Genomic DNA, 25,000 nt, shown 5'->3' with positions numbered 1-25,000 from the left:
TGTCAGCGACCGTCGCCGTCGGGGTCGATGCCCGAGTCGAGCCCCGGGAGGATCCCGTCCTCGACGGCCCGACGCAGCAGGTCGACCTTCGTCGGGGCCGGGCGGCCGACCTCGACGTACTTCACCCGGATCCGGTCGAGGTACTCACGCGCCGTCGAGTAGCCGATGCCGAGCTGCTGGGCGGCGAGCTTGAGCGGGAGCCCCGAGGCGTAGAGGTGCAGGATCTCGCGCTCGCGGCGGCCGAGCTGCGCCTTCGCGAAGTCACGGTCGGCGTCGATGGCGCTCGCCCACTCGAGGTTGTTGAGCACGTCGCCCCGTGCGACGGTGGCGACCGCGGCCATCACCGTCTTGGTGGCGGAGGACTTCGGGATGACGCCGGCAGCCCCTGCTGCGAGCGCCTCACGCACGTTGGCGACCCGGTCCGCGATGGAGTGCACGAGCACCGCCGATCCCGTCCCCTGCACGCCCTTGACGTTCTCGGTGACGGTCGAGCCGTCACCGAGGGACAGGTCGAGGACGACGACGTCGACCTCTCGCCCGTCGAGGTTCTGGACGTACTCGGGGACGCTGGCGGCGGTGAGCACCACCTCGAACCCCTCGTTCTGGCACGCCGCCTGGATCCCGAGTCGGACGGACTCGTGGTCGTCGACGATCGCGACCCGGACCGGCCTGGTGGCCGCCCCTGACGTCTCGGTGCTGGTGGTTGTCGTTCCTGCTGCCACTGTGGCCTCTCGTTCCGATGCGCGACGCCGGCCCCTGAAACCGGAGTGCCATCAACGACCCAGGATACCCAGCCCGGACTCAGGTGCGGGGCTTCTCGGCCGCGCCACGCTGGTCGGTCCGCCTATTGGTGGACACCCCGACACGCAAGGAACGGCGGTCGAACGAGCCCCGGCCCTCAGCGCGTGGGGACCAGGCGCGCGACGGCTTCCAGGTGGTGGGTGTGCGGGAACAGGTCGAAGGCCCGCAGGGCCTCGAGCCGGTACCCCAGGTCGGCGAACGTCGCGACGTCGCGTGCCAGTGCCACCGGGTCGCACGCCACGTAGACGACCTGCTCCGGCTGGAGCGCGGCGATCTGCACGACCACGTCCCGCCCGGCGCCGGAGCGCGGCGGGTCGAGCACGACCGTGCCGGCGCGGAAGCGGTCCTTCTCGGCGCGCGAGGCGTTGGCCACGGTGTTCGTCAGCCAGCGGTCGACCCGGCCGGTCTCGGCACGTGCGCCGAGCCACTCGGACAGGTTCTCCTGCGCGTGCTCGGTGGCACGGGCGGCGCTCTCGACGCTCGTGATGCGCGCCTTCGGGCCGACCAGGTCGCCGAGTGCGGCGGCGAGCAGACCGACACCGCCGTACAGGTCGAGGTGGGTGCCCTCGGGGTCGAGGCGGTCGCGGTCGACCAGGTCCTGCACGGCCTCGGTCAGCACGGAAGCGGCGGCACGGTGCACCTGCCAGAACCCGTTGTCGTCGACCTGGAAGGTGCGCTCCCCCACGACCTCGGTCACCACGGTGGGCTTCTGGTCGTCGATGACGAGCCGTGCCCCCTCGGAACCGCTCGGCGCGAGGACGTCGATGACCGACGAGCCCGGCAGCGCACCACGGCCGAGCGGGGCGCTCTGCTGCACGACGGGGGTCGCGAGCGGCAGGCTGGCGACCGGGATCACGGAGTGGGAGCGGGCGGCGAAGGGGCCGGCGGTGCCCTGCTCGTCGACGTGCAGTCGGACACGGGTGCGCCAGCCGAGCCCGTTCGCCGCGTCGTCGCCGGGCGCGGCCTCGACGACGACGTCGTGGCCGAGCACCTCGGCGAGGTCCATCCGTGCGAAGCGTGCGAACGAGTCGACGAGGACGTCGTGCTTCAGCGTGCGCTGGTGTGCGAGGGCGATGTGGCCGAACTCGGCACCACCCGGGCGCGTCTCGGGGTCACGCTCGAGCGCGGCCTCGGGCCAGACGTGGTCCACGCGGTGCTCGCTCGGCGTCAGGACACGGACCGTGTCGGCGCGCCAGAACGACTTCTTGCGGTCCTCGGTCACCCGGGCGACGACGCGCTCCCCGGGGATCGCGTCCGAGACGAAGACCACCCGTCCTTCGTGCCGTGCCACCGAGATGCCGCCGTGGGCGATCCCGGTGACGTCGAGTTCGAGCAGCGTGCCGACGGATTCACCCATGGTGAGATGGTCCCATGCGTCTGTACCTCGCGAGTACATCCCCCGCCCGCCGAGCACTCCTCGCCCAGTCCGGGATCGAACCCGTCCTCGTGTCCCCCGGGGTCGACGAGGACGCCGTCGGCGCCGACGCCGCGGCATCGCTCGGCCGCGACCTGACCGGTCCGGAACTCGTCTCGCTCCTCGCCGTCGCGAAGGCGTCGGCCGTCGCGGACGCCACGGTGGCCGGGTCGCCGGTCGACGGGGTCGTGTTCGGCGGCGACTCCGCCTTCGAGGTCGACGGGCAGCTGTACGGCAAGCCGCACGACCCGGAGGTCGCGCGCGAGCGCTGGCGGCAGATGCTGGCCGCCGGCGGCGGCACGCTGTGGAGCGGGCACTGCGTGATCGACCGGCGACGGGACGACCGGCGCCCGGACCTGGAGCCGACCACGGGACGGCCTGGAGGCACGGGACCGGCCCGCACCGTGCCTCCCGTCCGGTCCCTGGTCACGTCCGCCGCCGGCGTCCCCGAGCTCGGCGACGTCGCCCCCGGCGGGTCGGCGCTGGCCGCCGACGGCGACCGCGTGGTCGCCGTCGACAGCGCGGTGCTGACCTTCGCCGACGACGTGTCCCCCGACGAGATCGACGCGTACGTCGCGACCGGCGAGCCGCTCGAGGTCGCCGGCGCGTTCACCATCGACGGCCGGGCCGCCGCGTACATCACGCGGATCGACGGGGCACCGTCCGCGGTGATCGGGATGTCCCTGCCGATGCTGCGCTCGATGCTCCTGCGTGGCTTCGGCATCGACTGGCACGATCTGTGGGCACTGTAGACATCCGCACCTGATCCGGGTGCTTCTTTGTGGGCGTCAGTCAAAACGCACGCACGCCGCACGAATACGCTGCTGTGTCATGCCCCGTATCAGCAAGGTCCTCATCGCGAACCGCGGCGAGATCGCCGTCCGCATCATCCGCGCGGCCCGCGACGCGGGCAAGGCATCGGTCGCGGTCTACGCCGACCAGGACCGCGATGCCCAGCACGCCCGCCTCGCCGACGAGGCCTACGCGCTGAACGGCACCACGAGCGCCGACACGTACCTGGTCATCGACAAGATCATCTCGGTCGCCCGCCGCTCCGGTGCGGACGCCGTGCACCCGGGCTACGGGTTCCTGGCCGAGAACGCCGACTTCGCCCGCGCCGTCATCGACGCCGGGCTCGTCTGGATCGGACCGTCGCCGGACTCGATCGAGCGCCTCGGCGACAAGGTCTCCGCGCGCCACGTCGCCGAGAAGGTCGGCGCGCCGCTCGCTCCCGGCACCATCGAGCCCGTCAAGGACGCCTCCGAGGTCATCGCGTTCGCCGACGAGGTCGGCCTGCCGGTCGCCATCAAGGCGGCGTTCGGTGGCGGTGGCCGCGGGCTGAAGGTCGCACGGACCCGCGACGAGGTCGCCTCGCAGTTCGAGTCCGCCACGCGCGAGGCGATCGCCGCGTTCGGTCGCGGCGAGTGCTTCGTCGAGAAGTACCTGGACAAGCCGCGCCACGTCGAGACCCAGTGCCTGGCGGACGAGCACGGCAACGTCGTCGTGGTCTCCACCCGCGACTGCTCGCTGCAGCGTCGCCACCAGAAGCTCGTCGAGGAAGCCCCGGCGCCGTACCTGACGCCCGAGCAGCAGACCGCGCTGTACGAGTCGTCGAAGGCGATCCTGCGCGAGGTCGGCTACGTCGGTGCCGGCACCTGCGAGTTCCTCATCGGCGCCGACGGCACCGTGTCGTTCCTCGAGGTGAACACCCGCCTGCAGGTCGAGCACTGCGTGTCCGAAGAGGTCACCGGCATCGACCTGGTGCGCGAGCAGTTCCGCATCGCCGAGGGCGGCGTGCTCGACTACTCGGACCCGGAACCGCGTGGACACTCGTTCGAGTTCCGCATCAACGGCGAGGACCCGGGCCGCAACTTCTTCCCCGCGCCCGGCCCCGTGCACGCGTTCAACGCACCGTCCGGCCCCGGCGTCCGCGTCGACTCGGGTGTCGTCGCGGGTGACGTCGTGTCCGGCTCGTTCGACTCGATGCTCGCGAAGCTGATCGTCACCGGCGCCACCCGTGCCGAGGCGCTCGAGCGTTCCCGACGCGCACTGGCCGAGTTCGAGGTCACCGGCCTGCCGACCGTGCTCCCGTTCCACCGTGCCGTGGTGTCCGACCCGGCGTTCGCGACCGACGACTCCGCGCCGTTCTCGGTGTACACGCAGTGGATCGAGACCGACTTCGTCAACGAGATCCCGGCGTGGAGCGGCTCCCCCGAGGAACTGCCGGCCCCGGCTGCGCGCGACAGCGTCGTCGTCGAGGTGCAGGGCAAGCGCATCGAGGTCACCATGCCGTCGATCGTCGGTGGCGGTGCTGCCGGTGCCGGTGTCGCCGGTCGTCGTCCCGCCGGGCCCACCGCTCCCCCGAAGCGCCGCTCGTCGGCCGTCCGTGGCGGTCTGGCGAAGTCCGGGTCGTCCGTGGCGTCGCCCATGCAGGCCACCGTGGTGAAGCTCGCGGTCGCCGAGGGTGACACCGTGGTGAAGGGCGACCTGCTCGTCGTGCTCGAGGCCATGAAGATGGAGCAGCCCGTGCAGGCCCACAAGGACGGTGTCGTCACCGGGCTGAACGCCCCGGTCGGCCAGACGGTCTCGTCCGGTCACGTGCTGCTCGAGCTCGCGTAGCGCGCGGGTTCCCTCCCGTCCGCTCGAGCCGCGCCCCGCTGCGGTCATCGCGCCCCGACTCTTCGGGGCGCGATGACCATCAGAGGGCGCGGCTCGCAGCATGACGCCAGGCGGCACCCCAGTCCGGACCGAGCGGCACCCCAGCGTCGTGCAGGATCCGTGGGAGCTGCCCCGCGGGCATCGCGTCCGACCACATCACCCGTGCGAAGCCGTTGACCCCACGGCGGCGGCGGAGACGGTCCTCACGGCGCTTCTCGTCGACCAGGGCGTCTGCCGCTGTCCGCCCTCGCCGCGGGTCGTCGAACTTCACCCGACCGTCGAACTCGACGATCACCCCGGCTTCCGCGAACCACAGGTCCACCCGGTCGCGGAGCATGCCGTCGTGCCGGAACTCCTGCTGCAGCACCGGGTCCGGAGCGCCGAGCACGTGCGCACCCCATCGTGTGATGCTCTCCCCCGGTGACTCGGCGAGCGGGTCCGCGTGCTCGACCAGTTCCCGCGCGCGTCGATGCCCCCGAGCACGGCGATTCCCCAGTGCTTCGAGGATCGTCGCCCGCTCGACGCCGCGCCGCAGGACCGCGTCGAGCACGACGATGGCACGCCACGGGTGTTCGCGGAGGGCGACGTCGACCGCCGTCTCGGTCAACGTCGTGACGGGCACGCCGTCGACCTGGACGGAGGACGGTCGCCGACCGGCGCTGCCGACGCGTTGGATGCTCCGCTTGACCTGGCCCCGGTCCCGGGACGGATCGGTCACCGTGACACGCTCGCCGAACACCCCGATCCACGGAAGTCCGAGCATGGCGACCGCCGACCGGTGTGACACCACGACGGAGCCCCTCCCGCCGGCGAGCACACTCCGCACGAGCATGCGGTGTCGTTCGCGTCCCGTCATGGACGCCCACTCACCCGACCCGACGTACGTGCCACGGTGCACCCGGACGAGGGCGCCGGCATCCGCTGCGCGGCGGATCGCCGACGCACGACCTGGGTCCTGCCCGAGGCCGACGGTCGAGATGGGGTCGTGGTCCATGCTCCGATGATCGCGACGCACGGGCCACCGTGGGCGGGGTCCGCGCGATCTGTGGACAGGCCGCGGGGCAACGCGCCCCGCTGCGGGCGTTGCGCCCCGAAGAGTCGGGGCGCAATGCCCGCAGCGGGGCGCAACACGAACGAGCAGGGCGCGAGCAGGGCGCGACGCGAACGAGCGGAAGCCCACCCCGCCCTAGGACACCAAGGGGCGCACGGCGTCGGCGATGGCGTCGACCAGGCGCTGGGCCTCGGCGGGGGTGTTCGCGACGGTGTCGATGTAGACCTTCACCTTGGGCTCGGTCCCGCTCGGGCGGACGATCACCCGTGCGTCGCCGGCCAGGTCGTAGCGCAGGATGTCCGACGGCGGGAAGCCCTGCACCCCGTCCGAGTAGTCCGTCACCGTGTGCACGTCGAGGCCGCCGAGGGACGCAGGCGGCGTGGACCGGAGCAACGTCATGACCTCGCCGATGCGCGACAGGTCGTCGACCCGGGTCGCGACCTGCCCCGAGGCGAACGCCCCGAACTCGGCGGCGAAGGCGTCGAGCTGCCCGGCGATCGACGATCCGGCCGTGGCGAGGTCCGACGCCAACGACAGCAGCTCCAGCGCCGCCGAGATGCCGTCCTTGTCGCGCACGACCGACGGGTCGACCAGGTAGCCCAGGGCTTCCTCGTAGCCGAACAGCAGCCCGGGCACCCGCGACACCCACTTGAAGCCGGTCAGGGTGTCGCGGTACTCCAGCCCGTGGCGCGCAGCCACCCGGGCCAACGCGGGCGACGAGACGATCGACGCAGCGAGGGTGCCGGTCGCGCCGGACTCGGACGCCCGTGCAGCGGCCCGCCACCCCAGCAACCAGCCGACCTCGTTGCCCGACAGCCGACGGTACGACGGCGCACCGGCGTCCGAGGCGATCGGGATCGCGAGCGCGAGCCGGTCGGCGTCGGGGTCGTTCGCGATCACCAGGTCGGCACCGACGGCGACACCGCGGGCGATCGCCAGGTCCATCGCGCCCGGTTCCTCGGGGTTCGGGAAGGACACCGTGGGGAACGCACCGTCGGGATCGATCTGCTCCGGGACGACCGCCGGCTCGGCGAACCCCGCCGCGGCGAACACCGCACGCGCGGTCTCCCACCCGACGCCGTGCATGGCCGTGTAGACGACCTTCGGCTGCTCGTCGACCGGGAGCGCCGGAGCGGGCACGATCGCGGCCGTGGCGGCCACGTAGGCATCGACCAGGGCCGACGTCGCCACGGTGTAGTCGGTGCCGCGCGGCAGATCGGCGACCGAACCAGCGGCGACCGCGTCGATGGCGTCCGCGATCTCGCCGTCGACGGGCGGCACGATCTGCGAACCGTCGTCGTCCTGTCCGAGGTAGACCTTGTACCCGTTGTCCCGCGGTGGGTTGTGGCTCGCCGTCACCATGACGCCGGCACCGACGTCGAGGTGCCGGACGGCGAACGCGAGCACCGGCGTCGGCAGGGCCGAGGGCAGCAGGGTGACCTCGAGTCCGAGACCCCGCATGACCTCGGCGGAGTCGCGCGCGAAGACGTCCGAGTTCACCCGGCCGTCGTAGCCGATGACGACGCTCGGCGAACGCCCGGTCTCGATCAGGAACCGTGCGAGCCCCGCCGCCGCCTGGGTCACGACGACGCGGTTCATCCGCAGCGGGCCCCAGCCGAGCTCGGCGCGGAGTCCGGCGGTGCCGAACTGCAGTCGCCCGTCGAACCGCTCGGCGAGCGCCCGGACCGCGGGACCGTCACCGTCGGCGGCCTCGTCGATCGCCGCGGCCAGCTCGTCGCGGGTCTCCGGGTCGGGGTCCTGCGCCAGCCACGCCCGCGCGGTGCCGAGCACCCGGTCGAGGTCGAGCTTCACGACGCCGGCTGCCCGAGTGCGGTGACGACGCGTGCGAGCAGGTCCGCGATCACCGGCTCCGCCTGCTTGCCCGCCTCGAGCACCTCGGTGTGCGACAGCGGCGTCTTCTGGATGCCGGCGGCGAGGTTCGTGATGAGCGAGAACCCGAGGACCTCCATGCCGGCCTGGCGGGCAGCGATGGCCTCGAGCGCGGTCGACATGCCGACGATGTGCCCGCCGATGGCCTTCGCCATCTGGACCTCGGCCGGGGTCTCGTAGTGCGGGCCGCGGAACTGCGTGTACACGCCCTCGTCGAGCGACGGGTCGACCGTCCGGGCCATCTCACGCAGGCGCGCCGAGTACAGGTCGGTCAGGTCGATGAACGTCGCGCCCTCGAGTGGGCTGTCGGCGGTCAGGTTGATGTGGTCGCTGATGAGCACCGGGGTGCCGGGCGTCCAGTGTTCCTTGATGCCACCGGCACCGTTGGTCAGCACCATGACCGAGGCACCCGTCGCCGCGGCGGTGCGGACGCTGTGCACGACCCGGCGGACGCCGTGACCCTCGTAGTAGTGCGTGCGGGCGCCGATGACGAGCGCGTGGCGGCCGTCGGCGAGGCGGATCGACCGGATCGTGCCGGAGTGTCCGGGGACGGCCGAGGCGCTGAACCCGGGGACCTGGTCGGCCGGGATCTCGGACACGGTCTCACCGATGATGTCGGCGGCCTTGCCCCAGCCCGAACCGAGGGTCAGGGCGATGTCGTGCCGCTCGATGCCGGACTGTTCAGCGATGACGGCGGCGGCATCCCGCGCGACCTCGAACGGGTCGGCAGCGGGGTCGTTCAGCGGGTTCTCGGTGCTCATGCCCCAACTCTAAAGGGCGCACTACGCGCTCAGTGCTCGCCGAGCGCCCGGTCGACCGCCGCCGTGATCTCGCCCTGGTCGAAGTGGTTCTTGATCACGATCACCTCGGCGTAGGTGTCCCCGATCGCCTCGACGAACTCCTGACTCGTCAGGATCACGTTGGCGTCGTCGGAGACGTCCCGCACCGAGGCGACGTCCGCAGCGACGACGGACGCCGACAGCCCGAGGGTGTCGAGCGCCTTCTCGGCGTTCACCTTGAGGATGCCGCTCGACCCGATGCCGGCCCCGCAGATGGTCACGATCTTCACGCGGAGACCCCCATGATCGCGCGGACCTCGTCCGCCGTGGTCGCCGCCGCGATCCGCCCGGTGACGGTGGCGTCGTTGAACAGGTTCGCGATCTCGCCGATCGACTCCAGGTGGGTGCCGACCTCGGCCACCGCGAGCCCGAACACGACACGGACGGGGTCGTTGTGCGGGTGGCCGAACGCCACCGGCGATGCGAGCGTCACGACCGCGAGTCCGTCCCGCACCACGGCGCCACCGGGCCGGGCATGCGCGAACGCGAGCCCCGGCGAGATGACGATGTACGGCCCGTGTTCCTCGACCATGCCGATCATGGCGTCGGTGTACTCGTCGGTGGTGGCGCCCGACGCGACGAGCGCACCGCCGACCAGGCGCATCGCGTCACGCCATGCGGGCGCGTCCGCACCGAGGAGGACGGCGGTGTCCGGCAGCGGTGGCAGTCCCATGCGTCAGGCCTCCTGGTACCCGGCCGTGATGGTGGCGATGATCTCCTCGCGGTCCTCGAGCGGCAGGAACGAGCCGAGCGCGGCGTTGATCTGGAACGCCGCCAGGTCGTCGAGGTCGTAGCCGAACGTGCCGGCGAGCAGTGCGAGCTCCTTCGACAGCGAGGTGCCGCTCATCAGGCGGTTGTCGGTGTTCACCGTGACGCGGAAGCCGAGCTGGTAGAGCACGTCGAACGGGTGGTCGGCGAGGTCGTCGCCCCACGCGGCGATCGCCCCGGTCTGCAGGTTGGACGACGGCGAGACCTCGAGCGGGATCTCACGGTCACGGACCCACGAGGCGACCTCGCCCAGGGAGGCCAGCGTCGAGCCGTCACCGGCGTCGGACAGGGCGACGTCCTCGAAGATGCGGACGCCGTGTCCGAGGCGGAGCGCCCGGCCGTCGACGAGCGCGGAGCGGATCGAGGCGAGTCCGTCGGCTTCGCCCGCGTGGACGGTGACCGGGAACAGCTCGGAGGCCAGGTGGTCGAAGGCTGCGCGGTGGTTCGAGGCGGGGAACCCGGCCTCGGCACCGGCGATGTCGAAGCCGACGACCCCGGCGTCGCGGTGCCGGACGGCGAGTTCAGCGATCTCGAGCGACCGGTCGGCGTGCCGCATCGCGGTGACGAGCTGGCCGACACGGATGCGCCCACCGGCGGCGTCGACGGCTTCCTCGATGCCGGCCTGCACGGCCTCGACCGTCTGGTCGAGCGTCAGCCCGCCCTGCAGGTGCTGCTCCGGCGCCCAGCGGACCTCGCCGTAGACGACGCCGTCGGTGACCAGGTCCTCGACGAACTCGCGGGCGACGCGGGTGAGCTGCGGTGCGGTCTGCATGACGGACGTGGTCACGTCGAACGTCTTCAGGTACTCGACGAGCGAGCCGGAGTTCGACTGGTCGGCGAACCACTGCCCGAGCTCTTCCGGGTCGGTGGTGGGGAGCGTGACACCCGCGGATGCTGCGAGCTCGATGATGGTCGCGGGACGCAGGCCGCCGTCGAGGTGGTCGTGCAGCGAGACCTTCGGCAGGTCGTTGATGACCGCCCCAGCGTCGGGCAGGCGGTAGGTCGGGGCGTCGGCGCTCATTCCCCCAGGCTATCGGTGGTCACCGCCGCCGCGCAGGGACCTGTGCACAACCCACAACGGAAGACACTGGAGGCTCCCCACAGCTGTGCAGGGAGCCTCCGGTCGGCCGGGTGCCCGGGTTCAGGACCCGATGCGCTCGCGCACGATCGGACCACGTGCTGCGGCGGGAGAGTCCGCCGAGCCGATCGCCCACGCCCCCTCGAGCGACTCCAGCGCGCGCGGGATCCGCGACGTGTCATCGGAGTGCAGCGTCCACAGCGGCTGCCCCTCGGTCACGGTGTCCCCCGGCTTGACGTGCAGCTCGATGCCCGCACCGGCCTGCACCGGGTCCTGCGCACGGGCACGACCGGCTCCGAGCCGCCAGGCCGAGACGCCGAACGGCAGCGCGTCCTGCTGCGTGAGGACCCCGGACGTCGGCGCGGTCACGACGTGCTGTTCCCGGGCGACGGGCAGCGCCGCGGACGGGTCCCCGCCCTGCGCCTCGATCATCCGACGCCACGTGTCCATGGCCCGGCCGTCGGCGAGTGCCGCAGCGGGGTCGGCGTCGGGCAGTCCGGCGAGCGTCAGCATCTCGCTCGCGAGTGCCACGGTCAGCTCGACGACGTCGGCCGGTCCGCCACCGGCGAGCACCTCGACCGACTCCCGCACCTCGAGCGCGTTGCCGATCGTCAGCCCGAGCGGGACCTCCATGTCGGTCAGCAGCGCCGAGGTCGCCACCCCGGCGTCGTTGCCGAGGTCGACCATGGTCTGCGCGAGCTCCTTCGACGCCTCGTACGTCGGCATGAACGCGCCGGACCCGAACTTGACGTCGAGCACGAGCGCACCGGTGCCCTCGGCGATCTTCTTCGACATGATGCTCGACGCGATGAGCGGGATGCACTCGACGGTGCCGGTGATGTCGCGGAGCGCGTAGAGCTTCTTGTCCGCGGGGGCCAGCCCGGACCCGGCGGCGCAGATGACCGCGCCGACGTCCTGCAGCACCTGCATCATGCGGTCGTTCGAGATCGACGCCTGCCACCCGGGGATCGACTCGAGCTTGTCGAGCGTGCCGCCCGTGTGCCCGAGTCCGCGGCCCGACAGCTGCGGCACGGCGACACCGAACGACGCCACCAGGGGTGCCAGCGGCAGGGTGATCTTGTCGCCGACCCCGCCGGTGGAGTGCTTGTCGACCGTCGTCTTGCCGAGCGACGAGAACGACATCCGCTCCCCCGACGCGATCATCGCGAGCGTGAGGTCCTTGATCTCGCGCCGCTCCATGCCGTTCAGGAAGATCGCCATCGCCATCGCGGCCATCTGCGGGTCCTCGACGTAGCCGCGGGTGTACGCGTCGACGAGCCAGTCCACCTCGGCGGTGCTCAGCGCGCCGCCGGAGCGCTTCGTACGGATGAGGTCGACGGTGTCGAACGGCTCGACTGCCATGTCAGTGCTCCTGCTGGTAGGTGGCGAGGGTGCGCGGCCCGAAGGCGTCCGGCAGGACCTCGTCGATGGTGCGGATGCCGGAGAGCGTCTCGAGGAGCATGCCCTCGGTGGAGTGCTCGAACAGCAGCTGGCGGCAGCGCCCGCACGGCATCAGGGTCGCCCCGTCGCCGTCGACGCACGTGAACGCGACGAGCTTGCCGCCGCCGGTCATGTGCAGCTGCGACACGAGGGAGCACTCGGCGCAGAGCGTCACCCCGTAGCTCGCGTTCTCGATGTTGCAGCCGGAGACGATCCGGCCGTCGTCGGTGAGCGCCGCGGCGCCCACCGGGAACGACGAGTACGGCGCGTAGGCGCGCCGCATCGCGGCCGTGGCGGCGTCCCGCAGGGCGCCCCAGTCCACGTCGTCGGCCGGGAGGCCCGTGGCCGCGTCCGTCAGGTCGGTGGCGGTGACCCCCTGGTCACCCGCAGCGTGCGTGTCGGTCATGTGTCGTGCCTCCAGGCCGGTGGGTGGTCCGCAAAACACCGGTGTTCGTCGATCGAACACCCGCGAACCGCGGTGCGGAGCACGAACACCGGTGTCTTGCGGAAGGGAACTAACTCTTGATGTAGGGCTTGCCGGACGCGGCGGGGCCGCGCGACTGCCCGACCAGGCCTGCCACGGCGAAGATCGTCACCACGTACGGCAGCATCAGCAGGAACTCGCTCGGCACGGGTGAGTCGATCGCTCCGAGCGTGTTCTGCAGGTTCGACGCGAAGCCGAACAGCAGCGCCGCGAGCGTCGCCTTGATCGGGTCCCACCGGCCGAAGATGACGGCGGCCAGGGCGATGTAGCCGGCGCCCGCGGTCATGTCCTTCGTGAACGGCCCGACCGCGTCGAGCGTGAAGTACGCCCCGCCGAGACCGGCGATCGCACCGGCGAGGGAGACGTTCCAGAACCGGGTGCTCGTGACGTTGATGCCCACCGTGTCGGCGGCCTGCGGGTGCTCGCCGACGGCGCGGAGCCGCAGCCCCCAGCGGGTCTTGAACAGCCCGAAGGTGACCACCGCGACGGCGATGTAGGCGAGGTAGACCACGACGGTCTGCTCGAAGAACACCGGTCCGATGACCGGGATCTGGTGCAGCAGCGGGATCTCGACCTTCGGGAACCGGATGCCGATGTTGAGCGTCTCCTCGTTCGGGGAGAGCACCTGCGAGTACAGGAAGCCGGTCAGGCCGGAGATGAACGCGTTGATGACGACACCGACGATGACCTGGTCGACCAGGTACTTGATGCTGAACGCCGCGAGGACGAACGACACGAGCATGCCGGCGACGAGCGCGGCGACGAGGCCGACCCAGGGCGACCCGGTGATCGACGCGACCATCGCGGAGCTGAACGCACCGGCGAGGAACTGGCCCTCGATCGCGATGTTCACGACGCCGACCCGTTCGGAGATGACGCCGCCGAGGGCACCGAACACGAGCGGCACGCTCAGGCTCAGCGCGCCGAGCAGCAGGCCGGGGATCGGCAGGGACGAACCGGCGGCGGCCCAGGTCAGGAACCCGACGACGAACACCACCGCGAAGACCGACGTGACCCACAGCGCGACCCGGCGCAGCGCACGCGTCTCGATGAACGCGTAGACCGTCAGGATCGCGAGCAGGACGATGACGACGATGCCCGTCCCGAGCGCGGGCAACGGGACGTTCGGCAGCGCGAAGAAGTCACCGGCGTTCGCCAGGCGGAACGTGGTGGTGCCGGAACGCGGCAGCAGGCCGAACAGCACGATCGCGATGAGCGTGAACACGCCGTACCCGATCGGGAGCTTCCAGCTCCTGGTGGTCTCGAGCGGGCGGTCCGCGAGCGGCGATGCGGGGGCCGCGGTGGGGCTGAGGGTGCTCATGCGGCGACCGCCTTCTTGCTGGTCTTGTTCGTCTTCGTGCGCTTGCGGGCGCCCGGCTGCGGGATCCGGAAGATCGCGCGGACGAGCGGCGGCGCCGCGATGAAGAGGACGATGAGGGCCTGGATGACCCCGACGATGTCGATCGGGATGCCGTTGGCGGCCTGCATGGCGTAGCCACCGTTCTTCAGCACGCCGAACAGGATGGCCGCCCAGAACACGCCCCACGGCTTGGAACGGCCGAGCAGGGCCACCGTGATGGCGTCGAAGCCGATGCCGGCGTCGATGCCCGAGGTGAAGCCCGACGTGACGGCGCCCTGCACCTGGTAGGCGCCGGCGATGCCCACCAGGGCACCGGAGATCAGCATCACCCAGATGGTCAGCGACGGGACGCTCATGCCGGCCACGCGGGCGGCACGGGGGTTCTCACCGATGGTGCGGAACCGGAAGCCGAGGGACGACTTGTTGACGAGCCACCAGACCACGACGACCGCGATGATCGCGACGATGAACCCCAGGTCCACGCCGTACCGGACTCCGAAGAGCTGCGGCAGCAGGGCGCTGTCCTTCGTGGGGGGCGAGATCGGGTTGCTGCTGCCCGGGGCCTGCAGCAGGCCCGGGGTGCGGAGCAGGTAGCTGACCAGGTAGAGCGCGACGTAGTTGAGCATGATCGTGACGACCACCTCGTTCGCACCCGTCCGGGCCTTCAGCACCCCGACGATGCCACCCCACACGGCGCCGCCGACGATGCCGGCGAGGATCGTGAGCGGGATGTGGACCGCGGCGGGGCCGTCGAACGAGAACCCGACCCACCCGGCGGCCGCGGCCCCCATCAGGATCTGGCCCTGGCCGCCGATGTTGAACAGTCCGGCGCGGAACGACAGCGCGATCCCCAGGCCCGCGGCGATGAGCGGCACCGAGTAGTCGACGGAGCGCGTGAGCGGCCCGATCGCCTGCTGGAACGAGTCCGCGCCGAAGTTGAACACCGAGCCCTGGAACAGCGAGGCGTACGCGCCGCCGACCGCGGTGCCGACCGCCTGGAGCATGTCCGTCGGGCGGGCGAAGAAGTACCCGGCGGTGGCACGGACGTTCTCGTCCGTCACCGCGATGAGGATGCCGCAGGCGACCAGCGCGAGGACGACGGCGAGCACCGTGACGAGCACGGAGCCGTTCAGGATCCCCTGCAGGGCGGCGTGCCAGCGGTCGCCGCCGGCGCCGTTGCGGCGCTCGGTGTCCGCTGCCGAGTCCGTCATCAGGTGCGGGGTCGACTCGACCTCTTGCAGACGGTCGTCGGTGAGCGGGGCGTCGGCGGTGTCGTTCGCCGCCGGGGCCGGCTGCTGCGTGTTGTCTGGCGGTGGGGTGGTCACGCTGCCAGCTCCGTTCCGGTCGTGGGTGTGGCGTGGATCTCGCCGGCCGAACCGGTCATGCGGCCAGCTCCGTTCCTTCAGGGATCTCCCCGGCCATCATGAGGCCGAGGACGTCGCGGGGGGTGGTCGCGGGGACGATGCCGACGATGCCGCCGCGGTACATCACGGCGATGCGGTCGGCCAGTGCGACGACCTCGTCGAGCTCGGTGGAGACGACGATGACCGGCACACCGGTGTCGCGGGTGGCGACGATGCGCTTGTGGACGAACTCGATCGAGCCGACGTCGATGCCGCGGGTGGGCTGCGCGGCGACGAACAGCCGCAGTTCGCGGCTCAGCTCGCGCGCCAGGACGATCTTCTGCTGGTTGCCGCCGGACAGCCGACCGGCAGCGGTGGTGCGACCAGGCGTCCGGATGTCGAACTCGGCGATCTTCTCGTCGGCGAACGCGTCACGTTCCGCCGACCGGATGGTGCCGGCGCGGACGAACTCGGCGTGGTCGGCGCGGTCGAGCATCAGGTTCTCGGCGATGGTGAACTCGCCGACCAGGCCGTCCTCCTTGCGGTCCTCGGGGACGAAGCCGACGCCCGCGTCGAGCACCTGCTTGACGCTCCGGCCGGTGAGTTCCTTGCCGTCCAGGGTGATGCGGCCACCGTGCGCGGGCTCGAGGCCCATGATCGCCTCGGTGAGCTCGGTCTGCCCGTTGCCCTGCACCCCGGCGATGGCCAGGACCTCGCCGCGACGCACCGTGAAGGAGACGTCGTCGACGAGCACGATGCCGGACGGGTCGGTGACGGTGAGGTGCTCGACGACCAGGGCGTCGTCGCCACCGGTCGAGGGTTCCTTGTCGACCACGAGCGAGACGGCGCGGCCGACCATCAGCGCGGCCAGCTCGTTGTTCGTGGCTGTCGGCGAAGCTTCGCCGACGACCTTGCCGAGGCGGATGACCGTGATGCGGTCGGCGACCTCGCGCACCTCACGGAGCTTGTGGGTGATGAAGACGATGGCGGTGCCGGCTTCGCGGAGCTGGCGCATGATGCCCATCAGCTCGTCGGTCTCCTGCGGGGTGAGGACGGCCGTCGGCTCGTCGAACACCAGCACGGAGGCATCGCGGGACAGCGCCTTGATGATCTCGACGCGCTGCTGCACACCGACGGGCAGGTCCTCGACCTTGGCGTCCGGGTCCACGTCGAACCCGAAACGGTCCGAGATCTCCTGCACGCGCTTGCGGGCACCGGCCAGGTCGAGACGGCCACCGAAGGTCGTCTGCTCCTGCCCGAGCATCACGTTCTCGGCGACCGTGAACACGGGCACGAGCATGAAGTGCTGGTGCACCATGCCGATGCCGGCGCGCATGGCGTCACCGGGGCCGTCGAAGTCCTGCACCACGTCGTCGAGCAGGATCTCGCCCTCGTCGGCGTCGTACAGGCCGTACAGGACGTTCATCAGGGTGGACTTGCCGGCGCCGTTCTCACCCAGGAGGCAGTGGACCTCACCCGGCTCGACGGTGAGCGAGATGTGGTCGTTGGCGACCAGGGCGCCGAACCGCTTGGTGATGCCGCGGAGTTCGAGCTTCATGTTCGGGAGTCTATTTCTGTCTCGCGCGCGCCACGCGGGCGCACGGTGTCGCGTGCACCCTGCGGAAGCACGGTCTGGCGCGCACCCTTGGGTGCACGGTCTGGGGTGCACCCTGGGGATGCACGGTCTGGGGTGCGCCACCTGGGCGCACGAGAACGCGGGCGAGGGATGCTCCCCCGCCCGCGTTCACCGGGTCAGGACTGGGTCTTGACCTTGATCGAGCCGTCGATGATGCCGGCCTTCACGTCGTCGAGCTCGCCCTGCAGGCCCTTGTCGACCTTGGACTCGAAGTCGTGGAACGGAGCGATGCCGACGCCGTCGTTCTTCAGGGTGCCGACGTACGGCTCCTTCGAGAACTTGTCGTCAGCCGCCTGCTCGACGACGTCCTTCACGGCCGGGCGCATGCCCTTCTCGACCGAGGTGAAGGCGATGTCCTTGTAGCGGGGGTCGGCCTCGTAGAGGTCGCTGTCCGCGCCGATCAGGACGGAACCGTTGTCGGCGTCCTTGATGGCCTCGGCAGCGGACTGGTAGATCGGGCCACCGACGGGCAGGATCACGTCGGCGTCCTGGTCGAGGAGCGTCTGCGCGACCGACTTGGCCTGCGTGCCGGCCTCGAAGCCACCGGTGAAGGAACCCTTGCCGGTGTCGACGTTCCAGCCGACGACCTTGACGTCCTTGTCCTTCTGCTCGTTGTAGTACTTCACGCCGTCCGCGAAGCCGTCCATGAAGATGGTGACGGTCGGGATCTGCATGCCGCCGAAGGTGCCGACGACGCCGGTCTTCGAGTACGACGCCGCCGCGTAGCCGGCGAGGAACGCGGCCTGCGAGGTGTCGAACGTGATCGGCTTGACGTTCTTGGCGTCGATCGAGTTGTCGTCGATGATCGCGAAGTCGGTGTCGGGGTTCGCAGCGGCCTGCTTCTTCGTGGCGTCGGCCAGGTTGAAGCCGACGGTCACGACGAGGTTGCAGTTCTGGCCGATGAGCTGCTCGATGTTCGAGTCGTAGACGGTGGCGTCCTTGGACTCGGCTTCCTTGTAGGTGGCGCCGAGGTCCTTGGCGGCGTCCTTCATGCCCTCGTAGCCGAGCTGGTTGAACGACTTGTCGTCGAACCCACCGGCGTCGGAGACCATGCAGGGGCGGAAGTCGGTCTTCTTCGCCGTTTCGGTGGTGGACGGCGCCGAGGCACAGCCGGCCAGGACGGCGACGGTGCCGGCGAGCGCGAGGCCGCTGAGGACGACCTGTCGGGTACGAGATGTCACGGGTTGGTTCCTCCGGGGAGCGTGCCCGGACCACGTGCGTTCCGGGCGATCGTGGCGACAGTACACGACCGTCGGGTCGGTACAGGACCCGTTGCGGGGGTCCCGTGGATCGGTTACGGGATCGCGACCCCGCCGAAACGCGCCCGTAACGCGGGGCCGCCCGCTCACCCCCAGTTCGAGGGGTTTGTCGGTGGAGCGCTACAGGACGTCGCCCCGGCCGCTGATCTTCAGGGCATCCACGACACCCTTCACCCGCTGGGCGTTCGCGCTCGTGGTGACGAGCAGGGCGTCCGGGGTGTCCACGACGACGATGTCCTCGACGCCGATGAGCGAGATGAGTCGCTGGCTGTGCGAGATCACGATGCCGCTCGACGAGTCCGCCAGGATGCGCGCGCCGTCCCCGAGCACCGCGAGGTTGTTCGGTCGCCCACCGGACTGCAGCTTGGCGAGCGAGGCGAAGTCGCCCACGTCGTCCCAGTCGAAGTCGCCGGGCACGACGGCCATGCGACCAGCAGCAGCAGCGGGCTCGGCGACTGTGTAGTCGATCGCGATCTTCTCGAGCGTTGGCCAGACCGCGTCGACGACCGCGCCGCGCGCCGAGGTGTCCCAGGCGTCCGCCAGCTCGTTGATGCCGGCCAGCAGCGTCGGGTTGTTCCGGCCGATCTCCTCGAGCAGCACGTCGGCGCGGGCGATGAACATGCCCGCGTTCCACAGGTACGTGCCCTGCTCGACGTACGAGCGGGCGGTGTCCAGGTCGGGCTTCTCGACGAACGACCGGACGGCGTGCGCGGTCGGTGCGCCCTCGATGTCCAGGGTGTCGCCGTGCGCGTGGATGTAGCCGAAGCCGATCGCGGGCTCCGTCGGCGTGATGCCGATGGTCGTGACGTAGCCGGCGCGTGCGACGGCGACGGCTTCGCGGACCGAACGGCGGAAACCGCGTGCGTCGCCGATGACGTGGTCGGCCGCGAAGGACCCGATGACGACGTCGGGCTCGCGGCGCACCAGGATCGCCGCGGCCAGGCCGATGGCCGCCGTCGAGTCCTTCGGCTCGCTCTCGAGCACCACGTTGTGGTCCTCGACGCCGGGCAGCTGCGACTCGACCGCGACGCGGTGCGCACGGCCGGTGACGACCATGATCCGCTGGTCGCCGGCGAGCGGCGCCAGGCGGTCCCAGGTCTGCCGCAGCAGCGAGGTGCCGGAACCCGTCAGGTCGTGCAGGAACTTGGGTGCGTCCGCGCGCGACAACGGCCACAGGCGCGATCCGATGCCCCCTGCGGGGATGATCGCGTAGAAGTCTTCGAGAGCGTCAGCCACGCGCTCACCGTACCGCCCCCGCCGGGCGGATCCTGGGTGGTCTCCGCACGATTCCCGCATGCGGCCTCCCGCAGGACGCCGTCCGGCGTCCGCACCGGAGGGCGTCGCGTTGTTCACCCGGCGCGCGCGTCCCGTTCACGTCGTCGGCCCCGTCGGGTCACGTCACGCCCGGAGCATGGGCAGCACCATGAGCGCACGCAGCGTGGAGCGCGGCACGTCCCCCCGGACCGTCGCCGTCGTGACCGAGAGCTTCCTGCCCACCCTCAACGGCGTGACCACGAGTGTCCTGGCGGTCCTCGACCACCTGGAACGACGTGGTCACCGCGCGGTCGTGATCGCCCCGGACACCCCCGGACTCGCGCAGTTCCGCTCGCGCAGCGCCGTCGAGCGCTACCGCTCCTTCGACGTCCACCGTGTCCCCGCGGTCGCCTACCGGCAGTTCCCGGTGGCGCTCCCCCACCCGGTGCTCGACACGATCCTCGCCGCCTCCGGCGCCGACGTGCTCCACGCCGCGAGTCCGTTCCTGCTGGGTGGGCGCGCGATCACGGCGGCCGGGAGGCTCGGCATCCCCTCCGTCGCCGTCTTCCAGACCGACGTGGCCGGGTTCGCCCGCCGCAACGGCCTGACCGCGACCGTCCCGTTGGTGCGGAAGATCCTCGGACGCATCCACGCGGGCGCCTCGCTGACGCTCGCCCCGTCGAGCGCGACGGCCGCGATGCTCGCCGAGGACGGCGTGCCGCGCGTCGCCCGCTGGGGTCGCGGCGTCGACACCGAACTGTTCCACCCCGCACGCCGGACGTCGGGGCACGTGCGCGCGCTCCGCCGCCGGCTCGCCCCGAACGGCGAGACGATCGTCGGGTACGTCGGTCGGCTCGCCCCGGAGAAGGAGGTCGAGCGACTCGCCGAACTCGGTGGTGTCCCCGGCATCCGGGTCGTCGTCGCCGGCGGCGGTCCGTCGCGGGCGATGCTCGAGCGGCGGCTCCGGCACCTCGACGTCACCTTCACCGGCCCCTTGCGCGGCGACGCCCTCGCCGACGCGTACGCAGCACTCGACCTGTTCGTGCACACCGGTCCGGCCGAGACCTTCGGGCAGACCCTGCAGGAGGCCCACGCCTCCGGCCTACCGGTGATCGCACCGGCGTCCGGCGGCCCGCTCGACCTGGTCGCCCCGGGGCTCGACGGGGAGCTCTACGACGCCGACGCACCCCAGGCCCTGCGGCACGCCGTCCTGCGGCTGCACCACGACCGCGCCCTGGCCGACCGGATGGGTTCGGCCGGTCGGCTCCGCGTCGAGGGGACCACGTGGGAGGCCGTCGGCGACCAGCTCCTCGACCACCACGACACGGCCCGGACCATCGGCGCGCCGCCCGTCGGACGGGGCCTCCGGGCAGGTCGGGACGAGAAGGTCAGCGCTCGCGCATAGGATGGGTCGTGTTCCACACGAACACGAACGGCAAGGGCTCGCCGATCGGGCGAGCCCGTCCTATGGAAGGACGAGCTCATGGCTGAGCACACCGGCGGGGGTACGGCGACGGCGGTGCCCGACGTCTCGATCGAAGCGCCCAGGGCTTCTCGGACGCCACAGGGCACGCTCTACCGCGGATCCATCGGGATGTGGTCGTGGGTCCTCCACCGCATCACGGGCGTCGCGATCTACTTCTTCCTGCTCGTGCACATCCTCGACACGGCACTCGTGCGGCTCTCCCCCGAGGCCTACAACGCCGTCATCGGCACGTACAAGACCCCGATCATGAACCTCGGCGAGATCGCGCTGGTGATGGCCATCGTGTTCCACGCGTTCAACGGCCTGCGGATCATCCTGATCGACTTCTGGTCCAAGGGCCCGAAGTACCAGCGGGCCATGTTCTGGATCGTCATGGTCCTGTGGGCGGTGGCGATCGCGGGCTTCCTGCCCCGCCAGCTCATGAACCTCGTCGCGGACTTCAACTGAGGGGCACGGACATGACCACGCAGATCGTCGAACCTCCCCGCTCGGCAGCGGCCGCCCGGAGCACCACCAACTGGGAGAAGTGGGGCTGGATCTACATGCGCGCCTCGGGCGTCCTGCTCGTCGTGCTGATCTTCGGCCACCTCTTCGTCAACATGGTGGCGGGCGAGGGCGTCAAGCAGATCGACTTCGCCTTCGTCGCCGGCAAGTGGGCCAACCCCTTCTGGAAGATCTGGGACTCGCTCATGCTGGTCCTCGCCCTCATCCACGGCTCGAACGGCATGCGCACCATCGTCAACGACTACGTGTCGAAGCCGGGCATCCGCAAGACGCTCCTCATCGCGATCCTGGCCGCCTGCGTCGTGCTGATCGTGCTCGGGCTCCTCGTCTGCTGGACCTTCGACCCGTGCCCCGCCGGCGCAGCTGCCGCCGACCTGCCGTCCTTCTGCCCGGCGCAGTAGCACCACCACCGTTGCTGCCCGCGTTCCCACCGTCTACGGAAAGACCCCTGTGACCGAGACCACCGTCCACCACCACCAGTTCGACATCGTCATCATCGGCGCCGGAGGCGCGGGCATGCGAGCCGCGATCGAAGCCGGCCCGAAGGCGAAGACGGCCGTCATCTCGAAGCTCTACCCCACCCGGTCGCACACCGGTGCGGCGCAGGGCGGTATGGCCGCAGCCCTCGCGAACGTCGAAGAGGACTCGTGGGAGTGGCACACCTTCGACACGATCAAGGGCGGCGACTACCTGGTCGACCAGGACGCCGCCGAGATCCTCGCGAAAGAGGCGATCGACGCCGTCATCGACCTCGAGAACATGGGCCTGCCGTTCAACCGCACGCCCGAGGGCAAGATCGACCAGCGTCGTTTCGGTGGGCACACCCGCGACCACGGCAAGTCCCCGGTCCGCCGGGCCTGCTACGCCGCCGACCGCACCGGGCACATGATCCTGCAGACGCTGTTCCAGAACTGCGTGAAGCTCGGCGTCGAGTTCTACAACGAGTTCTACGCACTCGACCTCATCATGGTCGACGTCGTCGGCGAGGACGGCGTCACCCGCCAGCAGCCGGCCGGCGTCGTCGCGTTCGAGCTCGCGACCGGTGAGCTCCACGTCTTCCACGCCAAGGCGATGGTCTTCGCGACCGGTGGCTTCGGCAAGATGTACAAGACCACCTCGAACGCGCACACCCTGACCGGCGACGGCGTCGGCATCGTCTGGCGCAAGGGCCTGCCGCTCGAGGACATGGAGTTCTTCCAGTTCCACCCGACCGGCCTCGCAGGGCTCGGGATCCTGCTGACCGAGGGTGCCCGCGGTGAGGGCGCGATCCTCCGGAACGCCTCGGGTGAGCGCTTCATGGAGCGGTACGCCCCCACCATCAAGGACCTCGCTCCGCGTGACATCGTCGCGCGCTGCATGGTGCAGGAAGTGGCAGAAGGTCGCGGCGCCGGTCCGAACAAGGACTACGTGCTGCTCGACTGCACGCACCTGGGTGCCGAGGTCCTCGAGACGAAGCTGCCGGACATCACCGAGTTCGCCCGGACGTACCTCGGTGTCGACCCCGTCGTCGAGCCGGTCCCCGTCATGCCGACCGCGCACTACGCGATGGGCGGGATCCCGACGAACGTCAAGGCCGAGGTCCTGTACGACAACACCACCGTCGTCCCCGGGCTGTACGCCGCCGGCGAGTGCGCCTGCGTCTCCGTGCACGGCTCGAACCGTCTCGGCACGAACTCGCTGCTCGACATCAACGTCTTCGGCAAGCGCTCGGGCAACAACGCCGCCGAGTGGGTCCAGACCGCCGAGTTCCTCCCGCTGCCGGAAGACCCGGCTGCCGGCGTCCGCGGCATGCTCGACCAGCTCCGCGCCTCCACCGGCACCGAGCGCGTCTCTGCCCTCCGCAAGGAACTGCAAGAGGAGATGGACAAGAACGCGCAGGTGTTCCGCACGGACGAGTCGCTCGCCCGTGTCACCGAGACCCTGCACACACTGCGCAACCGTTTCATGCAGGTCTCCGTGCAGGACAAGGGCAAGCGGTTCAACACCGACCTGCTCGAGGCCGTCGAGCTCGGGTTCCTGCTCGACCTGGCCGAGGTCGTCGTCTACTCCGCACGCAACCGCAAGGAGAGCCGCGGCGGACACATGCGCGACGACTACCCGAAGCGCGACGACGAGAACTACATGCAGCACACCATGGCGTACCTGACGGGCGACCCGCACTCGTCGCTCGCCGACGACCACATCACGCTCGACTGGAAGCCTGTCGTCATCACGCGGTACCAGCCGATGGAGAGGAAGTACTGAGATGACCGACACCCTGGTCTCCGAAGCACCCCGCACCGACACCGTGCAGGACGCCCCTCCCGGATCCTTCTCGGTCACGGTCATCGTCCGTCGCTTCGATCCCGACGTCGACGACGAGCCGCGCTGGCAGGACTTCGACGTCATGATGCTGCCGACCGACCGCATCCTCGATGCCCTGCACAAGATCAAGTGGGAGCAGGACGGGTCGCTGACCTTCCGCCGTTCCTGCGCGCACGGTGTCTGCGGCTCCGACGCGATGCGCATCAACGGTCGGAACCGTCTGGCGTGCAAGACCCTGATCAAGGACCTCGACGTCTCGAAGCCGATCTACGTCGAGGCGATCAAGGGCCTGCCGCTCGAGAAGGACCTCGTCGTCGACATGGAGCCCTTCTTCCAGAGCTACCGCGAGGTGCAGCCGTTCCTGCAGTCCTCGTCGGCCCCGACGCCCGGCAAGGAGCGTGTGCAGTCGGTCGCCGACCGCGCCCGCTTCGACGACACCACGAAGTGCATCCTCTGCGCGGCGTGCACGTCGTCCTGCCCGGTGTTCTGGACCGACGGGCAGTACTTCGGCCCCGCCGCGATCGTGAACGCCCACCGCTTCATCTTCGACTCCCGCGACGACGCCGCGAACGTCCGTCTCGACATCCTCAACGACAAGGAAGGCGTCTGGCGCTGCCGGACCACCTTCAACTGCACCGACGCGTGCCCTCGCGGCATCCAGGTGACGAAGGCGATCTCCGAGGTCAAGCAGGCGATCATGCGGGGTCGGGCGTAGTCCCGGCTCCGTCCAAGCTCCGCACCACGCCGACCGATAGGCTCCCGACCATGACGTTCGCGGACACCCGCCCCATCCTCGACCAGCTCGGCTACACGACCCGGTACGTGCAGCTCCCCGGTGAGACCCTGCACGAACCGCCGGTCGAGGGGGCGCTCCGCATCGTCCAGACCGACGCCTCCGACTACGCGCTCGAGGTCGTCGACTACGGCACGGCTCGTCGGCTCGCGCAGGCGACGGGCGAGGACGACGCGGTGGAGATGCTTCGCCGGTTCCTGAACCGTCCGTTCCCGCAGCCGCGCGACATCCCCCGCCACGAGCTCGACGGGCTCCGTGACCGTGCGGCGTCGACCTACCCGCAGCTCGCGCAGCAGGTCTCCCAGGCGGGCGAACAGGGCCTGACCATCCAGATCCCGGCCGGCGTCCCCGTCGACCGCATCGGTGGCCCGGACGGCTACCTGCTCCACCCGCTCGACACCCCGCTGCCCAGCCGCTCGCTGCCGCCGCACGTGACCTCGTCGCCCGAGACGCACCGCTACGTCGTCGACCGGCCGTTCCTGGTGAACGTCCGCTTCGTCCAGCCGTGGTTCGAGCAGCCGGGCGGTGCCCTGCGCTTCCAGATCGCCGACCCGTCCGCCACCGTGCGCGACCTGGTCGTCGACGGCGCGCTCGTCCGTCTCCGGGTGGTCTGACCGTCCACGAACGAGAACAGCCCA

General features: G+C 70.7%; 23 protein-coding genes. 8 read left to right on the top strand and 15 right to left on the bottom strand.

Translation table 11 applies throughout. The features are described from left to right. Positions 1–2: 2 nt before the first annotated feature. The gene (locus H489_RS36020) at positions 3–722 is read right to left on the bottom strand and encodes a response regulator transcription factor (RefSeq protein ID WP_017888757.1); all 720 of its coding nucleotides are present in this window, start codon (positions 720–722) and stop codon (positions 3–5) included. A 176-nt stretch (positions 723–898) separates the two neighbouring features. Continuing rightward, positions 899–2,158: a class I SAM-dependent RNA methyltransferase gene (locus H489_RS36015; protein ID WP_017888756.1), complete on the bottom strand. Its 1,260-nt coding sequence runs from the start codon at positions 2,156–2,158 to the stop codon at positions 899–901. A gap of 14 nt (positions 2,159–2,172) precedes the next feature. On the opposite strand from H489_RS36015, the gene H489_RS38710 reads away from it, so the two are divergent. After that, a complete protein-coding gene (locus H489_RS38710) occupies positions 2,173–2,967 on the top strand; it encodes a Maf family protein (protein ID WP_017888755.1) in 795 nt (264 codons plus the stop codon). Positions 2,968–3,046: 79 nt separating this feature from the next. Next, positions 3,047–4,834 (top strand): acetyl/propionyl/methylcrotonyl-CoA carboxylase subunit alpha, encoded by a 1,788-nt coding sequence (locus tag H489_RS36005; protein WP_017888754.1) that lies wholly within the window; start codon positions 3,047–3,049, stop codon positions 4,832–4,834. Between the two features lie 79 nt (positions 4,835–4,913). Here the strand turns inward: H489_RS36005 and H489_RS0120020 are convergent, their stop codons facing one another. From H489_RS0120020 to H489_RS35945, 13 genes are all read right to left on the bottom strand, one after another. Next, positions 4,914–5,867 carry a hypothetical protein gene (locus H489_RS0120020; protein ID WP_017888753.1) on the bottom strand — a complete coding sequence of 318 codons (954 nt, stop codon included), beginning with the start codon at positions 5,865–5,867 and terminating at the stop codon, positions 4,914–4,916. A gap of 192 nt (positions 5,868–6,059) precedes the next feature. Next, on the bottom strand, positions 6,060–7,736 hold the full coding sequence (locus H489_RS36000) for a phospho-sugar mutase (protein ID WP_017888752.1): 1,677 nt from the start codon (positions 7,734–7,736) through the stop codon (positions 6,060–6,062). Further along, positions 7,733–8,575: a purine-nucleoside phosphorylase gene (locus H489_RS35995; RefSeq protein ID WP_017888751.1), complete on the bottom strand. Its 843-nt coding sequence runs from the start codon at positions 8,573–8,575 to the stop codon at positions 7,733–7,735. The genes H489_RS36000 and H489_RS35995 overlap by 4 nt, the downstream gene beginning before the upstream one ends. 29 nt (positions 8,576–8,604) lie before the next feature. Further along, the gene (locus tag H489_RS35990) at positions 8,605–8,883 is read right to left on the bottom strand and encodes a PTS sugar transporter subunit IIB (protein ID WP_017888750.1); all 279 of its coding nucleotides are present in this window, start codon (positions 8,881–8,883) and stop codon (positions 8,605–8,607) included. Further along, positions 8,880–9,326 (bottom strand): PTS sugar transporter subunit IIA, encoded by a 447-nt coding sequence (locus H489_RS35985; protein ID WP_017888749.1) that lies wholly within the window; start codon positions 9,324–9,326, stop codon positions 8,880–8,882. The genes H489_RS35990 and H489_RS35985 overlap by 4 nt, the downstream gene beginning before the upstream one ends. 3 nt (positions 9,327–9,329) lie before the next feature. Next, positions 9,330–10,442 carry an adenosine deaminase gene (locus H489_RS35980; protein WP_017888748.1) on the bottom strand — a complete coding sequence of 371 codons (1,113 nt, stop codon included), beginning with the start codon at positions 10,440–10,442 and terminating at the stop codon, positions 9,330–9,332. 120 nt (positions 10,443–10,562) lie between these two features. Continuing rightward, positions 10,563–11,861, bottom strand: a complete 1,299-nt coding sequence (locus H489_RS35975) for a thymidine phosphorylase (RefSeq protein ID WP_017888747.1) — start codon at positions 11,859–11,861, stop codon at positions 10,563–10,565. Between the two features lies 1 nt (position 11,862). Next, positions 11,863–12,345 (bottom strand): cytidine deaminase, encoded by a 483-nt coding sequence (locus H489_RS35970; protein ID WP_017888746.1) that lies wholly within the window; start codon positions 12,343–12,345, stop codon positions 11,863–11,865. 109 nt (positions 12,346–12,454) lie between these two features. Further along, positions 12,455–13,744: an ABC transporter permease gene (locus H489_RS35965; RefSeq protein ID WP_017888745.1), complete on the bottom strand. Its 1,290-nt coding sequence runs from the start codon at positions 13,742–13,744 to the stop codon at positions 12,455–12,457. Continuing rightward, positions 13,741–15,108 carry an ABC transporter permease gene (locus tag H489_RS35960; protein ID WP_017888744.1) on the bottom strand — a complete coding sequence of 456 codons (1,368 nt, stop codon included), beginning with the start codon at positions 15,106–15,108 and terminating at the stop codon, positions 13,741–13,743. Before H489_RS35960 ends, H489_RS35965 begins: the two co-directional genes overlap by 4 nt. Before the next feature lie 55 nt (positions 15,109–15,163). Next, complete coding sequence (locus H489_RS35955; protein WP_017888743.1) at positions 15,164–16,684, bottom strand: ABC transporter ATP-binding protein; 1,521 nt, start codon at positions 16,682–16,684, stop codon at positions 15,164–15,166. Positions 16,685–16,878: 194 nt separating this feature from the next. Beyond that, the gene (locus tag H489_RS35950) at positions 16,879–17,943 is read right to left on the bottom strand and encodes a BMP family lipoprotein (protein WP_017888742.1); all 1,065 of its coding nucleotides are present in this window, start codon (positions 17,941–17,943) and stop codon (positions 16,879–16,881) included. Positions 17,944–18,141: 198 nt separating this feature from the next. Beyond that, the gene (locus tag H489_RS35945; RefSeq protein WP_017888741.1) at positions 18,142–19,257 is read right to left on the bottom strand and encodes a mannose-1-phosphate guanylyltransferase; all 1,116 of its coding nucleotides are present in this window, start codon (positions 19,255–19,257) and stop codon (positions 18,142–18,144) included. Between the two features lie 187 nt (positions 19,258–19,444). Here H489_RS35945 and H489_RS35940 point away from each other — a divergent pair, with 187 nt between their 5' ends. The 6 genes from H489_RS35940 to H489_RS35915 all read left to right on the top strand — a co-directional run bounded on the left by H489_RS35940 (position 19,445) and on the right by H489_RS35915 (position 24,976). After that, positions 19,445–20,680, top strand: a complete 1,236-nt coding sequence (locus H489_RS35940; RefSeq protein WP_042538921.1) for a glycosyltransferase family 4 protein — start codon at positions 19,445–19,447, stop codon at positions 20,678–20,680. A gap of 78 nt (positions 20,681–20,758) precedes the next feature. Then, the gene (sdhC, locus tag H489_RS35935; RefSeq protein WP_017888739.1) at positions 20,759–21,208 is read left to right on the top strand and encodes a succinate dehydrogenase, cytochrome b556 subunit; all 450 of its coding nucleotides are present in this window, start codon (positions 20,759–20,761) and stop codon (positions 21,206–21,208) included. Positions 21,209–21,219: 11 nt separating this feature from the next. After that, the gene (sdhD, locus tag H489_RS35930; protein WP_017888738.1) at positions 21,220–21,666 is read left to right on the top strand and encodes a succinate dehydrogenase, hydrophobic membrane anchor protein; all 447 of its coding nucleotides are present in this window, start codon (positions 21,220–21,222) and stop codon (positions 21,664–21,666) included. A 49-nt stretch (positions 21,667–21,715) separates the two neighbouring features. Beyond that, positions 21,716–23,509 (top strand): succinate dehydrogenase flavoprotein subunit, encoded by a 1,794-nt coding sequence (gene sdhA, locus H489_RS35925; protein ID WP_017888737.1) that lies wholly within the window; start codon positions 21,716–21,718, stop codon positions 23,507–23,509. Between the two features lies 1 nt (position 23,510). Continuing rightward, entirely contained in the window at positions 23,511–24,284 is a 774-nt protein-coding gene (locus H489_RS35920; RefSeq protein WP_017888736.1) for a succinate dehydrogenase iron-sulfur subunit, read from the top strand. A gap of 50 nt (positions 24,285–24,334) precedes the next feature. Continuing rightward, positions 24,335–24,976, top strand: a complete 642-nt coding sequence (locus H489_RS35915) for a TNT domain-containing protein (RefSeq protein WP_031260557.1) — start codon at positions 24,335–24,337, stop codon at positions 24,974–24,976. The last annotated feature ends 24 nt before the right edge of the window (positions 24,977–25,000 follow it).

The organism is Curtobacterium flaccumfaciens UCD-AKU, assembly GCF_000349565.1.
Taxonomy (GTDB): Bacteria; Actinomycetota; Actinomycetes; order Actinomycetales; family Microbacteriaceae; genus Curtobacterium; species Curtobacterium poinsettiae.
This window is presented reverse-complemented; position numbering and strand designations above follow the sequence as displayed.

Excerpts from the sequence above, each read along its gene's own strand:
- H489_RS35920 (WP_017888736.1), top strand. The coding sequence starts at position 23,511 with ATGACCGACACCCTGGTCTCCGAAGCACCCCGCACCGACACCGTGCAG.
- H489_RS38710 (WP_017888755.1), top strand. The coding sequence starts at position 2,173 with ATGCGTCTGTACCTCGCGAGTACATCCCCCGCCCGCCGAGCACTCCTC.
- H489_RS35980 (WP_017888748.1), bottom strand. The coding sequence starts at position 10,442 with ATGAGCGCCGACGCCCCGACCTACCGCCTGCCCGACGCTGGGGCGGTC.
- H489_RS35955 (WP_017888743.1), bottom strand. The coding sequence starts at position 16,684 with ATGAAGCTCGAACTCCGCGGCATCACCAAGCGGTTCGGCGCCCTGGTC.
- H489_RS35915 (WP_031260557.1), top strand. The coding sequence starts at position 24,335 with ATGACGTTCGCGGACACCCGCCCCATCCTCGACCAGCTCGGCTACACG.
- H489_RS0120020 (WP_017888753.1), bottom strand. The coding sequence starts at position 5,867 with ATGGACCACGACCCCATCTCGACCGTCGGCCTCGGGCAGGACCCAGGT.
- H489_RS36005 (WP_017888754.1), top strand. The coding sequence starts at position 3,047 with ATGCCCCGTATCAGCAAGGTCCTCATCGCGAACCGCGGCGAGATCGCC.
- H489_RS35970 (WP_017888746.1), bottom strand. The coding sequence starts at position 12,345 with ATGACCGACACGCACGCTGCGGGTGACCAGGGGGTCACCGCCACCGAC.
- H489_RS35995 (WP_017888751.1), bottom strand. The coding sequence starts at position 8,575 with ATGAGCACCGAGAACCCGCTGAACGACCCCGCTGCCGACCCGTTCGAG.
- H489_RS36015 (WP_017888756.1), bottom strand. The coding sequence starts at position 2,158 with ATGGGTGAATCCGTCGGCACGCTGCTCGAACTCGACGTCACCGGGATC.
- sdhC (WP_017888739.1), top strand. The coding sequence starts at position 20,759 with ATGGCTGAGCACACCGGCGGGGGTACGGCGACGGCGGTGCCCGACGTC.
- sdhD (WP_017888738.1), top strand. The coding sequence starts at position 21,220 with ATGACCACGCAGATCGTCGAACCTCCCCGCTCGGCAGCGGCCGCCCGG.
- H489_RS35985 (WP_017888749.1), bottom strand. The coding sequence starts at position 9,326 with ATGGGACTGCCACCGCTGCCGGACACCGCCGTCCTCCTCGGTGCGGAC.
- H489_RS35940 (WP_042538921.1), top strand. The coding sequence starts at position 19,445 with ATGAGCGCACGCAGCGTGGAGCGCGGCACGTCCCCCCGGACCGTCGCC.
- H489_RS35975 (WP_017888747.1), bottom strand. The coding sequence starts at position 11,861 with ATGGCAGTCGAGCCGTTCGACACCGTCGACCTCATCCGTACGAAGCGC.
- H489_RS35965 (WP_017888745.1), bottom strand. The coding sequence starts at position 13,744 with ATGAGCACCCTCAGCCCCACCGCGGCCCCCGCATCGCCGCTCGCGGAC.